Genomic DNA, 14,240 nt, shown 5'->3' with positions numbered 1-14,240 from the left:
AACTATATGGGGAAAATTGCATTTATTTTTCCAGGGCAAGGATCGCAAACGGTTGGTATGGGAAAAGAACTAGCCGAAAAGGACGAGAAAGCGGCAGCGGTGTTTCGGGTAGCCGATGAGCGCCTTGGTTTTTCGCTTTCATCGATTATTTTTGAAGGACCACAGGAGAAGCTAACGCTCACTTATAATGCACAACCGGCTTTGCTAACGACAAGCATTGCGCTGCTTGAAAAGGTCAAAGAAGCTGGCATCGCCCCTGATTATGTGGCAGGCCATAGTTTAGGAGAATATACGGCGCTTGTGGCAGCGGGAGCGATGTCGTTTGATGATGCCGTATATGTTGTTCGCAAGCGGGGCGAGTTCATGGAAGAGGCTGTTCCAGCAGGTGAAGGAACAATGGCGGCAGTGCTCGGAATGGGGGCTGGGGAACTTGAGGCCATCACAAACGAAGTGACTGAAGCAGGAGCGCCCGTTCAACTGGCCAATTTAAACTGTCCGGGGCAAATTGTCATTTCCGGCTCAAAAGCGGGGGTTGAGCGCGCATCGCAAATGGCTAAGGAAAAAGGGGCGAAACGCGTTATTCCTCTTGATGTGAGCGGCCCATTCCACTCCTCGCTCATGAAGCCTGCGGCTGGCAAGCTAGCGGATGTATTAAACGGAGTGGCGATTGCGAATGCCGAGATTCCTATAATAGCTAACGTCACGGCTGAGCCAATGCAAGAAAAGGAAGCGATTCAACAATTGTTAATTGAGCAATTGTATTCGCCTGTTCGCTGGGAGCAATCGGTAGAAAAAATGATTGAGTTAGGTGTTGACACATTTGTTGAAATTGGTCCGGGGAAAGTGTTATCAGGTCTTGTGAAAAAAGTGGATCGCAATGTGCAAGTATACGCGGTGAATGATTTCGCCTCCCTTGAGACGACCATTGCATCATTGAAAGGAGAATCGTAATGTTACAAGGAAAAGTGGCGCTTGTCACAGGCGCATCGCGCGGAATTGGGCGCGCTATCGCTTTAGAGTTAGCTCGTCAAGGCGCGAAAGTGGCTGTCAACTACGCTGGCAGCGAAGCAAAAGCGAAAGAAGTAGTCGAAGCGATTGAACAAATGGGCGGGGAAGCTTTCGCCATTCAAGCGGACGTATCGAACGCGGAGGCGGTCGATCGAATGGTAAAGGAAGTGATGGAACGCTTTGAGCGCGTTGATATTTTGGTGAATAATGCCGGTGTAACGCGCGACAATTTGCTTATGCGCATGAAAGAAGAAGAGTGGGATGAAGTCATCAACACGAATCTAAAAGGTGTATTCCATTGCACAAAAGCTGTTACACGCCCAATGATGAAACAGCGCTATGGCCGTATTGTCAATATCGCATCGGTTGTTGGCGTAATGGGGAATCCGGGGCAAGCCAACTATGTGGCTGCCAAAGCGGGCGTTATCGGTTTAACGAAAACGGCGGCGAAAGAGCTTGCGAGCCGCGGCATCACCGTCAATGCGGTGGCACCTGGATTTATTACAACCGACATGACGGATCGTCTCGCTGAAGACATCCGCACCGAGATGCTAAAGCAAATTCCGCTCGCTCGCTTTGGAGAGCCTGAGGATATCGCTAAAGTTGTAGCATTTTTAGTGTCGGATGCGGCAGGCTACATTACCGGCCAAACGATTCATGTCGATGGCGGAATGGTCATGTAATGAATCTTTATTATTGGCTAGTATTTTTGCGATAAATTTACTATAATCATGAGAGGAGGTGAGTGTAATGGCAGATGTATTAGAGCGTGTAACAAAAATCATCGTAGACCGTTTAGGAGTAGAGGAGTCTCAAGTAACGCTTGAAGCTTCTTTCAAAGATGATCTAGGCGCTGATTCATTAGATGTAGTAGAGCTTGTAATGGAATTAGAAGACGAGTTCGATATGGAAATTTCTGATGAGGAAGCAGAAAAAATTGTCACGGTTGGAGATGCTGTGAACTACATAAAAAGCCGCATGTAATGATATAACTAGAAAAGTCCCGTTATTTTAACGGGGCTTTCTATGCTTTTTTGTCCTAGCTAACATTCATTGCCGAATACATTGAGCGAATGAAGTCCGGAGGTCCTTATTTATGTCGAGACAAAAAGACAAAGAGCAGCGCATAGGTGAAAAAAAGCGGATCAAGTTTAAAGAGTTGCAAGAAAAAATCGGCATATTTTTCTCAAACGAAAAGCTGTTGATTCAAGCGTTTACTCATTCATCGTATGTGAATGAGCATCGCAAACGACCGCATGAGGATAACGAAAGACTCGAATTTTTAGGAGACGCTGTGTTAGAGCTGACCATTTCACAATATCTTTTCCAACATTTCCCGCAAATGAGTGAAGGGGAGTTAACTAAATTGCGGGCAGCCATTGTATGCGAGCCGTCGCTTGTAAAGTTTGCCAACGATCTTTCATTTGGCCAGCTTGTTTTGCTAGGAAAAGGAGAGGAAATGACGGGAGGACGAATGCGTCCATCGCTTTTGGCGGATGTGTTTGAGGCGTTTATTGGTGCGCTTTATTTAGATCAAGGAATGGATGCGGTCGTTCGATTTTTGGGCCAAACGATTTTCCCAAAAATCAACGAAGGTGCTTTTTCTCATGTGATGGATTACAAAAGCCAGTTACAGGAACTCGTCCAACGAGACGGAAGCGGTGTCATCGAATATACGATTTTACAAGAAAAAGGACCTGCACACAATAAAGAGTTTGTGTCCCGCGTTTCTTTAAACGGCCAAGAGTTTGGAATTGGCGTCGGAAAATCGAAGAAGGAAGCGGAACAAAAAGCTGCGCAAATGGCGCTGCAAAAGTTAAAAGCGTTGATGAGCGAATCGTGACATTTATCGTGGAAAAAGGGCTGACTCAACAAATGATAGTCAGCTCTTTTTTCCTCTCTCATTCTATATTTAAGCTAAAAGTTATGATACAATAATGAAGATTTTAGATGAAAGATAGCGAGGCGGGGTACGGATGTTCCTCAAACGATTAGATATTGTTGGATTTAAATCTTTTGCGGAGCGTGTGTCGATTGAGTTTGTTCCGGGGGTGACCGCCGTTGTCGGCCCGAACGGCAGCGGAAAAAGCAACATTACCGATGCGATTCGCTGGGTGTTAGGAGAACAGTCAGCAAAATCGCTTCGCGGAGCAAAGATGGAAGATATTATTTTTGCGGGAAGTGATTCACGCAAACCTTTAAATATCGCGGAGGTAACGTTGACACTTGATAATGAAGATCAATTCTTGCCGATTGATTATCAAGAAGTGAGCGTTACTCGGCGCGTGTATCGCTCCGGCGAAAGTGAATTTTTAATCAATCAGCAACCTTGTCGCTTAAAAGATATTATTGACTTATTTATGGATTCCGGGCTTGGAAAAGAAGCGTTCTCGATTATCGGGCAAGGACGCATCGAAGAAATTTTGAGCAGCAAGCCAGAAGAAAGACGTACGATTTTCGAAGAGGCGGCAGGGGTGCTTAAATATAAAATCCGAAAGAAAAAAGCAGAACATAAGCTTATTGAAACGCAAGAAAATTTGCATCGTGTCAACGACATTTTACATGAATTAGAGAGCCAGCTTGAGCCATTGAAAATTCAGGCTTCGATTGCGAAAGATTATCTTGAAAAGAAAGAAGAACTTGAAACGTTTGAAGTGGCACTTATTGCCCATGAAATTGAGGAATTGCACCAGCAATGGGCGAATTTGAGCGAGCAGCTGTCTATCCATCAACAAGACGAAATGTCGCTGTCAGCAACGTTACAAAAAGAGGAGGCGACTGTTGAGCAATTGCGCGACCAGATGACGGCACTCGATGAATCGATCGACGGTCTCCAACAAGTATTGCTTGTTGTCAGCGAAGAACTTGAAAAGCTTGAAGGGCGGAAAGAAGTATTAAAAGAACGCAAGAAAAATGCCGCTCAATATAAAAAACAACTTGAAGAAGCGATTGCTTCGTTTTCTGATAAAAAGGAACGGCTAGTGTTAACGCTTGAAAAAGAACTAGAGTCGCTTGCAACTATTCGAAAAGAAATGAACGAGATTCAAACAGAGCTGAAGGAAAAGCAGCAAACGTTTTCTTCTTATGATGTAAGCGTTGAAGAGCAAATGGAGAAACTAAAAAGCGACTATATCGAAATCGTTCACGAGCAAGCGTCATTAAAAAATGAGCGCTCCCATTTGCAGGCATTGCTCGAAAAGCTTGAGACAAAGCAAGCGGCGCTGGCAAAAGAGAACGAGAAAAATTTGCTTGAAAGACAACATGTTCGAGAGCGTCATGCAGCTTTAGAAGAAAAATATAAACAAACAGAACGCGCGCTTGAAGAACGCGAAACGCTGCTTCGCGAAAAAAGCGCCCAAATCGCTGAATTAAAGAAAGAAATTGAGAAAAAGGAAGCAATGCTCTATCAAGCATATCAATATTTGCAACAGACGAAATCGCGAAAGGAAATGCTAGAAGAAATGCAGCATGATTATGCTGGATTTTTTCAAGGCGTTAAAGAGGTTTTAAAAGCGCGCGAACAACTTTCTGGAATTCACGGAGCGGTCGTTGAACTGATCCGCGTATCAAGCGAGTACGAGACAGCGATAGAAATAGCACTTGGAGGAGCGACGCAGCATATTGTCGTGGCCAACGAGGAAGCAGCGCGCGCGGCCATCCAGTATTTAAAAACGAACGCATATGGCCGGGCCACGTTTTTGCCGTTGAATGTTATTCAGTCTAGAACCATCCCGATAGAGCAGCTAGCGCTCGTGCGCAACCATCCGGCGTTTGTCGGTGTGGCGAGTGAACTGATTGCATACGATTCAATGTATCATGCGGTTATGTCGCATTTGCTCGGCAATGTCATTGTCACGACCGATTTGAAAGGAGCGAACGAGTTAGCGCGCCTGCTTCATTATCGCTACCGTCTTGTAACGCTAGGCGGTGATGTCGTCAGCCCTGGCGGCGCGATGACGGGCGGCGGCGTTGCGAAAAAGACGAACTCGCTGTTAGGGCGCAACCGTGAACTTGAAACGATTTCCGACAAACTCCGAGAAATGGAGGAAAAAACAGAGCAGCTCGAACGATATGTGCAAAAGAAAAAGAAAGAAGCGGCCGAGCGAGAGACGGAAATGGCAGAACTTCGCAATGAAACAGAACAATGCCGCTTCGCTCTTCAAGAAATCAAAAGCGAGTGGCGCGAAGTTGAATGGCAAGAAAGGCACATGAATGAGCGCCTTGCGTTGTACGACCATGAAAAGGCGCATGACGAACAAGAAATGGCACAAACACGCGAGAAAATGATAATTGTCGAGAAAAAACTTGAACAAATTGAAAAAACACTTGCTGAGATCGATGAACAAATGGAGCAGCTCGCGCTAAAAAAACAAGATGAACAAAGCTCTAAGGAAGCGTTGCAGACAGCGATTACGGAGAAGAAAATTGCTCTTGCCGAAAAACAACAGTTGCTGAAGCATATCGAAGAGAAAGTTGAGCAAATTCAACTTGAACAGGCGGAAACAGAAACACAGCTACAAACAGCCAAAGAGGATTTAGCGGCACTAGTTAGTGAAATGGATTCAAACCATTCTGGCGAGGAACAGCTTGAACATTTAAGAAAACAAAAACTGCAACATAAAAACGAAACAGTGGAACTTATTGCGAGCCGTCGTGAACAAAGGCTGCAATGCCAAGAAACACTTGAAAATCTTGAGCGCGAGCTAAAAGAGAAAAAACGGCAGTATAAACAATTGACCGATATCATTAAAGATGAAGAAGTCAAATTAAACCGGCTTGATGTCGAACTGGAAAACCTGCTTGCGCGCCTTCGTGAAGAATATATGCTTACATTTGAAGCAGCGAAAGAAAAATATCCGCTAAAGATGGATGCCAATGATGCGAGAAAAAAGGTCAAACTGATTAAACGAGCGATCGACGAGTTAGGAACCGTCAATCTAGGCGCGATCGATGAGTATGAACGCGTATCGGAGCGATATGAGTTTCTAACAAGTCAAAAAAGTGATTTACAGCAAGCGAAAGAAACTTTATACCAAGTCATCGATGAAATGGATCAGGAAATGAAAAAGCGCTTCTTTTCTACTTTCCAGCAGATTCGTTCGCATTTTGGTGACGTGTTCCAGCAATTGTTTGGCGGTGGACGAGCTGATTTACAGCTGACCGATCCGGACGATTTGTTAAATACAGGCATCGATATTGTGGCGCAACCGCCAGGAAAAAAGCTGCAAAATTTAAGTTTGCTCTCCGGTGGTGAACGGGCGCTGACAGCGATCGCTTTATTGTTCTCAATCTTAAAAGTGCGCCCCGTGCCATTTTGTGTCCTCGATGAAGTGGAGGCGGCGCTTGATGAAGCAAATGTGCATCGTTATGCCCAGTATTTAAAGCGATTCAGCAACCAAACACAATTTATTGTCATTACTCACCGAAAAGGAACGATGGAAGAAGCCGATGTGCTTTACGGTGTGACGATGCAAGAGTCCGGCGTGTCGAAGCTCGTATCCGTTCGCTTGGAGGACTCAAAACAACTTGTAAAATCGTAGTGTAGAAAGGTGGCATTAGCGGTGAGTTTTTTTAAAAAGCTAAGAGAAAAAATTACACAGCAAACAGATGCGGTAACCGAAAAGTTTAAACAAGGGCTTTCGAAAACGCGCGATTCATTTGCCGGGCGGGTGAACGATTTAATTGCCCGCTATCGGAAAGTAGATGAGGAGTTTTTTGAAGAGTTAGAGGAAATTTTAATCGCGGCCGACGTTGGCGTCACGACAGTAATGGAGCTGATTGATGAGCTAAAGATGGAAGTGAAGCGACGCAACATTCAAGATACAAAAGAGATGCAAGCAGTCATTTCAGAAAAGCTCGTCGACATCTACCGCGGCGGCGCTGAAGAGCTTGCGACGTTGAACATTCAGCCGGACGGGCTTACCGTTATTTTATTTGTCGGGGTCAACGGCGTCGGAAAAACGACGACAATCGGTAAGCTGGCTCATAAACTGAAATCAGAAGGAAAAATGGTCATGCTGGCGGCGGGAGACACGTTTCGCGCTGGGGCCATTGAACAGTTGGAAGTATGGGGCGAACGCGTTGGAGTAGAAGTGATTAAGCAATCGGCGGGTTCCGATCCGGCGGCGGTCATGTATGACGCGATCCAAGCGGCAAAAGCGCGGCGCGTAGATGTGTTGTTGTGCGATACGGCTGGACGCTTGCAAAATAAAGTCAACTTAATGAAAGAGCTTGAGAAAGTGAAGCGCGTCATTGAACGCGAAATTCCGGGAGCGCCGCATGAAGTATTGCTTGTGTTGGACGCGACGACCGGGCAAAACGCGATGAGCCAAGCGAAAATTTTTAAAGAGGCGACGAATGTCACGGGGATCGTGCTCACAAAACTCGATGGAACAGCGAAAGGCGGCATCGTTCTTGCGATTCGCAACGAGTTAAATATTCCTGTGAAGCTTGTTGGACTCGGCGAAAAAATGGACGATTTGCAGGAGTTCGATCCAGAGCAATACGTATACGGGCTATTTGCTGATTTGCTAGAGGAACCACAATCGGATAGATAAATGCTATCCGATTTTTTGTAAGGTAAAAAACTTGACACTCCTTCTAAAAGACGATACACTAAAAATTTGTAAAGGTATTTTACTTAACAAGCGGGGAGGGAGTTCGATGCTTGAAAAAACAACGAGAATGAATTATTTGTACGATTTTTATCAATCGTTGTTAACCCCGAAGCAGCGAAGCTACATGGCGCTTTATTACTTAGACGATTACTCCCTCGGCGAAATTGCAGAAGAATATGAAGTAAGCCGACAGGCCGTCTATGATAATATTAAACGGACAGAAGCGATGCTTGAGGAATACGAGAAAAAGCTTCTGTTATTTCAAAAATTCCAGGAGCGACAAAAACTGATTAAGCAGTTAAAACAGCTAGTTTCGCAAAAATATGCTGATGATCAACAACTATTGCAAATGATTGAATCGCTAGAGAAATTAGAGTAGGAGGCGGTAATTAATGGCGTTTGAAGGATTAGCCGACCGTCTGCAAAGCGTGATGAGCAAAATTCGCGGCAAAGGAAAGGTAACGGAAACCGACGTTAAAGAAATGATGCGGGAAGTCCGTCTCGCGCTGTTAGAGGCAGATGTCAACTTTAAAGTCGTGAAAGATTTCGTCAAACGCGTGAGCGAGCGCGCTGTCGGGCAGGAAGTATTAAAGAGCTTAACACCTGGCCAGCAAGTCATTAAAGTGGTCAAGGAAGAATTAACCGAACTCATGGGCGGCGAACAAAGCAAAATCGCCGTCGCGAACCGTCCGCCGACCGTGATTATGATGGTCGGTTTGCAAGGGGCCGGAAAAACGACGACGACAGGGAAACTTGCCAACCTTTTGCGCAAAAAGTATAATCGCCAACCGCTTTTAGTAGCGGCTGACATTTATCGCCCAGCGGCGATCAAGCAGCTAGAGACGCTAGGAAAACAGCTGAACATGCCGGTATTTTCCCTTGGCGACCAAGTCAGTCCAGTCGAGATCGCGAAGCAAGCGATTGCCAAAGCGAAAGAAGACCATCACGATTATGTCCTTATCGACACAGCGGGCCGGCTTCACATTGACGAAGCATTAATGGATGAGTTAAAACAGATTAAAGAACTTACCAAGCCGGATGAAATTTTCCTTGTTGTTGATGCGATGACGGGACAAGATGCTGTCAACGTCGCCGAGAGCTTTAACGAACAGCTCGGCCTAACGGGCGTCATCTTAACGAAGCTCGATGGGGACACGCGCGGCGGTGCCGCTTTATCGATTAAAGCAGTGACGAATACGCCAATTAAATTCGTCGGAATGGGCGAAAAAATGGATGCACTTGAGCCGTTCCATCCGGAGCGGATGGCCTCGCGCATTTTAGGCATGGGGGATGTGCTGACGCTGATTGAGAAAGCACAAGCTGCTGTTGATGAAGAAAAAGCAAGGGAACTCGAACAAAAAATGCGCACAATGTCGTTTACGTTTGACGACTTCCTTGAGCAGCTCGGACAAGTGCGCAAAATGGGCCCGCTTGATGAAATTTTAAAAATGCTCCCGGGCGCTAATAAAATTAAAGGCTTGAACAACATCCACATTGATGAAAAACAAATCGGCCGCGTCGAAGCGATCATTCGCTCAATGACGAAGGAAGAAAAGACGAATCCGGAAATTATTAACGCAAGCCGTAAAAAGCGGATTGCGAAAGGAAGCGGCACGTCGGTTCAAGAGGTGAACCGCCTATTAAAACAGTTTGATGAAATGAAGAAAATGATGAAAATGATGACGACGATGACAAAAGGCAAGAAAAAAGGGTTTAAGTTCCCATTTATGTAGGGAATAATGTGTTAAGAAAAAACACTTTACAAACTAGATGATTATTGCTAATATACTATCTTGTGTGAACTATTTACGGAGGTGCTAGAAAAAATGGCAGTAAAAATTCGTTTAAAACGCATGGGTGCGAAAAAATCACCTTTCTATCGTATTGTAGTAGCGGACTCTCGTTCTCCGCGCGACGGCCGCTTTATTGAAACAATCGGTACGTACAATCCGGTTGCTGAGCCAGCAGAAGTAAAAATCAACGAAGAGTTGGCGTTAAAATGGTTGCAAAACGGCGCGAAGCCATCTGACACAGTGCGCAACCTTCTTTCTAAGCAAGGAATTTTAGAGAAATTCCACAACTTAAAATACGGCAAATAATAGCCGGGATGTAAATGAAAGCGTTAATTGAAACGATTGTGCGGGCGCTTGTCGACTATCCTGAAGACGTAGTCGTAACAGAGTCTTCGGATGAGAGTACTATTACTTATGTTTTATCTGTGCACGAAGGAGACATCGGAAAGGTAATCGGAAAGCAAGGGCGCACCATCCATGCCATTCGAACGGTTGTGTACGCTGCAGCTTCCGATCAGCCGAAGCGTGTTGTCGTGCAAGTGAAAGACAAAGGGTGAGGGGAAATCCTCGCCTTTTTTATATAATAAAGCATAAATTTCTGAATCGCTGTTTAGCTTCAAGTTCGATCCGCTCAAGTGGCGCTGTCCTGCAATGCGGCAGCGACACGTTAAGTTGTGTTCTTTATTTAAACATAAGTCTAGGCATTGAGTTAATGGAGATAGCACGACCTTCACTAGTAAACGGGCGTTTTGTGCTTTTCTTATTACCGCTTTAGGGGTGGCGTTATGAAAATTATCCAAACCGTTGAAGTAAAGCAAATTTTAACAGAAAAAAGCAGAGCGGAGCTGCGCGAAAAATTTGCGGCGAGAAAACGGCAGCTTCAACAAGAATGTGACCAACTTCGGTTTGAGCAGAAAAAGCTTGAAAAAAGCGCAAAATATTCGCCAACCGTTCTGAAGCAATATTTTACAAAAGAAATTGACGATCGAGTTGAAAAAATAAAACTGCTTGATTTTCAAATGGAACAATTACATATTCTACCGTTAGGAAGTGAATTGAAAGAACGTGAGGTGCAAGCGCTCGTTGAAGTGAAGGTAGGGGATCGTTGGGAGGATATTATGGCGAAGCGGGCGATTATTGTAAAAAATGGCATTGTCGAAGAAATTCGCTGAAAAGAGGTGAACGGAAAGTGACGAAATGGTTTCATGTTGGAACGATTGTGAATACGCATGGTATTCGCGGAGAAGTTCGGGTCATTTCTAAAACCGATTTTGCCGAGGAGCGTTACAAAATCGGGAATACACTTTACATTTTTACGGAAGGGGCGCGAGAGCCGATCGAAGTCAAAGTGAAAAGCCATCGTGTCCACAAATCATTCGATTTATTGTCTTTTGAAGGATACGATAACATTAACCATGTTGAAAAATTTAAAGGATCGGTTTTAAAGGTGCCGGAAAGTCAGCTTGGCCCATTAGGCGAAGGAGAGTATTATTTTCACGAAATCATTGGCTGCACGGTCGTAACGGAAAATGACGAAACGATTGGTGTAGTGAAAGAAATATTAACGCCTGGTGCGAACGATGTGTGGGTTGTTAAACAAAAAAATGGAAAAGATGTCCTTATCCCATATATTTCCGATGTCGTGATCAATGTCGATGTCAATGAGAAAAAGATTACGATTCGTCCAATGGAAGGATTGCTTGAATGATGAAAATTGACATCCTTACATTATTCCCTAATATGTTTACAGGTGTGTTTAGTGAGTCCATTTTAAAAAAAGCGCAAGAAAAACAGGCGGTTTCCATTAACGTAGTCAATTTTCGTGATTTCGCCGATAACAAACATCAAACCGTCGATGATTACCCTTATGGCGGTGGAGCGGGGATGGTGTTAAAGCCGCAACCGATTTTTGATGCGGTTGCCCATTTGGCAAAAGAGTCGCAAAGTGCGCGCATCATTTTGCTTTGCCCGCAAGGAGAACGATACACGCAAAAGAAAGCTGAGGAGCTTTCAAAAGAATCGCACTTGATTTTTATTTGCGGACATTATGAGGGATATGACGAACGTATACGCGAACATTTAGTAACGGATGAAATTTCGATTGGCGATTATGTGCTGACAGGCGGAGAATTGGGCGCGATGGTGATTGTCGACAGCGTGGTCCGCTTGTTGCCAGGAGTTCTTGGCAATGAAGCTTCTTCCGTCCACGATTCATATAGCTCAGGTTTGCTGGAGCATCCGCATTATACGCGCCCGGCTGATTTTCGCGGTCTTAAAGTGCCGGAGGTTCTCTTATCCGGCAATCACCGTTTAATTGACGAATGGCGGCAAAAGGAGTCGCTGCGCCGGACGTTTTTGCGCCGGCCTGATCTTCTTGAACAATATCAATTAACCGAACAGCAAAAAAAATGGCTGGAAGAATTTCAAAAAAACGAACGGTAACTATTGCATACAATACCCCTTTATGCTAGTATAATCTTTGTGACTTAGGCTTGCTTAAGTCGTTAAAACGATGTTCCGCTGCTAATGAAAAAGCATTGGTATGAGCATCTGTTGGAAGGAGTTGAATAGGATGCACCACTTAATTCAAGAAATCACAAAAGAGCAATTGCGAACAGATTTGCCTGAATTCCGTCCTGGCGACACAGTGCGTGTACACGTGAAAGTCGTTGAAGGAAACCGCGAGCGTATTCAGGTGTTTGAAGGCGTTGTGATTAAGCGTCGCGGCGCTGGTGTAAGCGAAACATTTACAGTTCGTAAAGTTTCTTACGGTGTAGGTGTTGAGCGCACATTCCCAGTGCATACGCCAAAAATCGCAAATCTTGAAGTGGTTCGTCGCGGTAAAGTACGCCGTGCGAAACTTTACTACTTGCGTCAACTTCGTGGTAAAGCTGCACGCATCAAAGAAATTCGCTAATCCATCAACTCCATTCGTCTCAAAATTCGTTTGCGAATGGAAAGATACAACATCGGATGGTAAGATGAAAAAAGGAGCTTGGTGTTCAAGCTCCTTTTTTCTAATCAAATCACACGCTAGGTGGGAGAACGATGACAAAAAAGAATGAAACATGGGAGTGGCTGAAGGCGATCGCCATTGCTGTTCTGTTAGCCGGAGGTATCCGTTATTTTGTTTTTGCACCTATTATTGTTGACGGTCAATCGATGATGCCGACTTTGCATGACCATGATCGAATGATTGTCAATAAATTGTCTTATCGAATTGGTGAACCGCACCGCTTTGATATTATTGTGTTTCATGCCGAAGAAGGGAAAGATTATATTAAGCGGGTCATCGGTTTGCCAGGCGACCATATTGAATATAAAAACGATACATTATATGTGAACGGGAAACCTTATAAAGAGCCGTATTTAGACCAATACAAAAAACAGCTTGTTGACGGACCGCTAACAGAACCTTTTACACTAGAGGAAATCACGGGGAAGAAGACGGTACCTAAAGGCTATTTGTTTGTTATGGGGGACAACCGTCGATTTAGCAAAGATAGCCGCCATATCGGATTTATCCCGATGGATAAAGTAGTAGGCAAAACAAATATTGTATATTGGCCGCTTTCTGATGCCCGCATTATTAATAAGTAGGTGGAAGCAATGACAATTCAATGGTTTCCGGGTCATATGGCGAAAGCGAGACGGGAAGTGCAGGAAAAATTAAAACTCATCGATATCGTATTTGAGTTGTTAGACGCGCGCATTCCGCTATCGTCACGAAACCCGATGATCGATGACATTTTGGCAAACAAGCCGCGCATCGTTTTACTTAATAAGGCCGACATGGCCGACGCCGCTATCACGAAGCAATGGATTTCCTTTTTTGAACAGCAAGGTGTGCGAGCGTTAGCCATTGATTCGCAAGCGGGAACAGGCGTCAAACAGATTGTTGCTACGGCTAAAGATATGATGAAAGATAAATTTGCCAAAATGGCCGCTAAAGGCATTAAAAACCCTCGGCCGTTGCGTGCTCTCATAGTGGGCATTCCGAATGTCGGCAAGTCGACGCTTATTAACCGCCTTGCTGGCAAGCATATTGCTAAAACCGGTGATAAGCCTGGTGTGACAAAAGCGCAGCAGTGGATTAAGGTAGGAAAAGAAATGGAGCTTTTAGATACACCAGGGATTCTATGGCCGAAGTTTGAAGATGAAGAGGTTGGATTAAAGCTCGCTACAACCGGCGCGATTAAGGATGCCATTTTAAATTTGCAAGATGTTGCGGTATATGCACTTCGTTTTTTAAAACAGCATTATCCGGATCGCTTAAAAGAGCGCTATTCGCTTGATGATATTTCAGATGACATTGTTGAGTTGTTTGACGCCATCGGTACCCGCCGCGGCTGCCTTGTAGGCGGCGGAACGGTGGATTATGACAAAGTGGCAGAACTTGTGTTGCGGGACATTCGCACAGAAAAGCTCGGACGGCTTAGCTTTGAAAAACCATAAAGCCCGAAATAAACGGGCTTTACAAAGTGTTGAAAAAGTCAGGCGTCAAGAAAAAGTTCACGGAACATGTGAACTTTTTCTTTTCTTTTGGCTTTACATTTGATACGTTAAAGATAGGCCATAGAGTTGAAGGGATCGTAATTTGGCCCATTTTTTTAGGTTTTGGATCATGGCGGTGATCCAAACCTGAATCTGTACGTATCGAACTCCTCGGTACCGCGCAAAGCGAAGACCGTGGAGTTCTTTGCTTTCTGCGAAACTTCGCTCGATCGTGGCGGGACGAACTGATCGCAACACCTTGCCCCTTGCCGATAACCGACGATTCCTCATTCGATCATAGATGTCTTGATGAACGGATACTCGGAAG

At 44.8% G+C, this 14,240-nt stretch carries 17 protein-coding genes; 16 read left to right on the top strand and 1 reads right to left on the bottom strand.

Features of this window, described 5'->3' with window-relative positions; genetic code table 11:
• Positions 1 to 6 precede the first annotated feature (6 nt).
• From fabD to ylqF, 16 genes are all read left to right on the top strand, one after another.
• On the top strand, positions 7 to 951 hold the full coding sequence (gene fabD, locus N667_RS0102840; RefSeq protein ID WP_027408168.1) for an ACP S-malonyltransferase: 945 nt from the start codon (positions 7 to 9) through the stop codon (positions 949 to 951).
• Positions 951 to 1,691, top strand: a complete 741-nt coding sequence (gene fabG / locus N667_RS0102835) for a 3-oxoacyl-[acyl-carrier-protein] reductase (RefSeq protein WP_027408167.1) — start codon at positions 951 to 953, stop codon at positions 1,689 to 1,691. Before fabD ends, fabG begins: the two co-directional genes overlap by 1 nt.
• 67 nt (positions 1,692 to 1,758) lie before the next feature.
• Positions 1,759 to 1,992: an acyl carrier protein gene (acpP, locus tag N667_RS0102830; RefSeq protein ID WP_027408166.1), complete on the top strand. Its 234-nt coding sequence runs from the start codon at positions 1,759 to 1,761 to the stop codon at positions 1,990 to 1,992.
• Between the two features lie 112 nt (positions 1,993 to 2,104).
• Positions 2,105 to 2,851 (top strand): ribonuclease III, encoded by a 747-nt coding sequence (gene rnc, locus N667_RS0102825; protein ID WP_027408165.1) that lies wholly within the window; start codon positions 2,105 to 2,107, stop codon positions 2,849 to 2,851.
• Between the two features lie 133 nt (positions 2,852 to 2,984).
• Positions 2,985 to 6,548, top strand: coding sequence for a chromosome segregation protein SMC (gene smc / locus N667_RS0102820; RefSeq protein WP_027408164.1), 3,564 nt, complete (start codon positions 2,985 to 2,987; stop codon positions 6,546 to 6,548).
• 21 nt (positions 6,549 to 6,569) lie between these two features.
• Complete coding sequence (ftsY, locus tag N667_RS0102815) at positions 6,570 to 7,565, top strand: signal recognition particle-docking protein FtsY (protein ID WP_027408163.1); 996 nt, start codon at positions 6,570 to 6,572, stop codon at positions 7,563 to 7,565.
• Between the two features lie 106 nt (positions 7,566 to 7,671).
• Positions 7,672 to 8,004 carry a putative DNA-binding protein gene (locus N667_RS0102810; RefSeq protein ID WP_027408162.1) on the top strand — a complete coding sequence of 111 codons (333 nt, stop codon included), beginning with the start codon at positions 7,672 to 7,674 and terminating at the stop codon, positions 8,002 to 8,004.
• Between the two features lie 13 nt (positions 8,005 to 8,017).
• The gene (ffh, locus tag N667_RS0102805) at positions 8,018 to 9,358 is read left to right on the top strand and encodes a signal recognition particle protein (RefSeq protein ID WP_027408161.1); all 1,341 of its coding nucleotides are present in this window, start codon (positions 8,018 to 8,020) and stop codon (positions 9,356 to 9,358) included.
• A gap of 93 nt (positions 9,359 to 9,451) precedes the next feature.
• A complete protein-coding gene (gene rpsP, locus N667_RS0102800; protein WP_027408160.1) occupies positions 9,452 to 9,724 on the top strand; it encodes a 30S ribosomal protein S16 in 273 nt (90 codons plus the stop codon).
• Positions 9,725 to 9,738: 14 nt separating this feature from the next.
• Positions 9,739 to 9,975 (top strand): KH domain-containing protein, encoded by a 237-nt coding sequence (locus N667_RS0102795; RefSeq protein WP_027408159.1) that lies wholly within the window; start codon positions 9,739 to 9,741, stop codon positions 9,973 to 9,975.
• Positions 9,976 to 10,203: 228 nt separating this feature from the next.
• A complete protein-coding gene (locus N667_RS0102790) occupies positions 10,204 to 10,590 on the top strand; it encodes a YlqD family protein (protein ID WP_027408158.1) in 387 nt (128 codons plus the stop codon).
• A 17-nt stretch (positions 10,591 to 10,607) separates the two neighbouring features.
• Positions 10,608 to 11,126, top strand: coding sequence for a ribosome maturation factor RimM (gene rimM / locus N667_RS0102785; protein ID WP_027408157.1), 519 nt, complete (start codon positions 10,608 to 10,610; stop codon positions 11,124 to 11,126).
• The gene (trmD, locus tag N667_RS0102780) at positions 11,126 to 11,860 is read left to right on the top strand and encodes a tRNA (guanosine(37)-N1)-methyltransferase TrmD (protein ID WP_027408156.1); all 735 of its coding nucleotides are present in this window, start codon (positions 11,126 to 11,128) and stop codon (positions 11,858 to 11,860) included. Before rimM ends, trmD begins: the two co-directional genes overlap by 1 nt.
• A 130-nt stretch (positions 11,861 to 11,990) precedes the next feature.
• Positions 11,991 to 12,335 carry a 50S ribosomal protein L19 gene (rplS, locus tag N667_RS0102775; protein ID WP_027408155.1) on the top strand — a complete coding sequence of 115 codons (345 nt, stop codon included), beginning with the start codon at positions 11,991 to 11,993 and terminating at the stop codon, positions 12,333 to 12,335.
• Positions 12,336 to 12,466: 131 nt separating this feature from the next.
• Positions 12,467 to 13,018 carry a signal peptidase I gene (gene lepB, locus N667_RS0102770; protein ID WP_027408154.1) on the top strand — a complete coding sequence of 184 codons (552 nt, stop codon included), beginning with the start codon at positions 12,467 to 12,469 and terminating at the stop codon, positions 13,016 to 13,018.
• Positions 13,019 to 13,873, top strand: coding sequence for a ribosome biogenesis GTPase YlqF (gene ylqF / locus N667_RS0102765; RefSeq protein WP_198020507.1), 855 nt, complete (start codon positions 13,019 to 13,021; stop codon positions 13,871 to 13,873).
• 93 nt (positions 13,874 to 13,966) lie between these two features.
• On the opposite strand, the gene N667_RS18195 is transcribed toward ylqF, so the two are convergent.
• Positions 13,967 to 14,240 (bottom strand): transposase (locus N667_RS18195; protein ID WP_035097904.1); only part of this gene is annotated, 274 nt, incomplete at its 5' end.

The sequence above is a fragment of the Anoxybacillus tepidamans PS2 genome, from assembly GCF_000620165.1.
Classification (GTDB): domain Bacteria; phylum Bacillota; class Bacilli; order Bacillales; family Anoxybacillaceae; genus Anoxybacteroides; species Anoxybacteroides tepidamans_A.
Note: the sequence above shows the minus strand (reverse complement) of the source record. Positions and strands in the feature narration are given on the sequence as shown.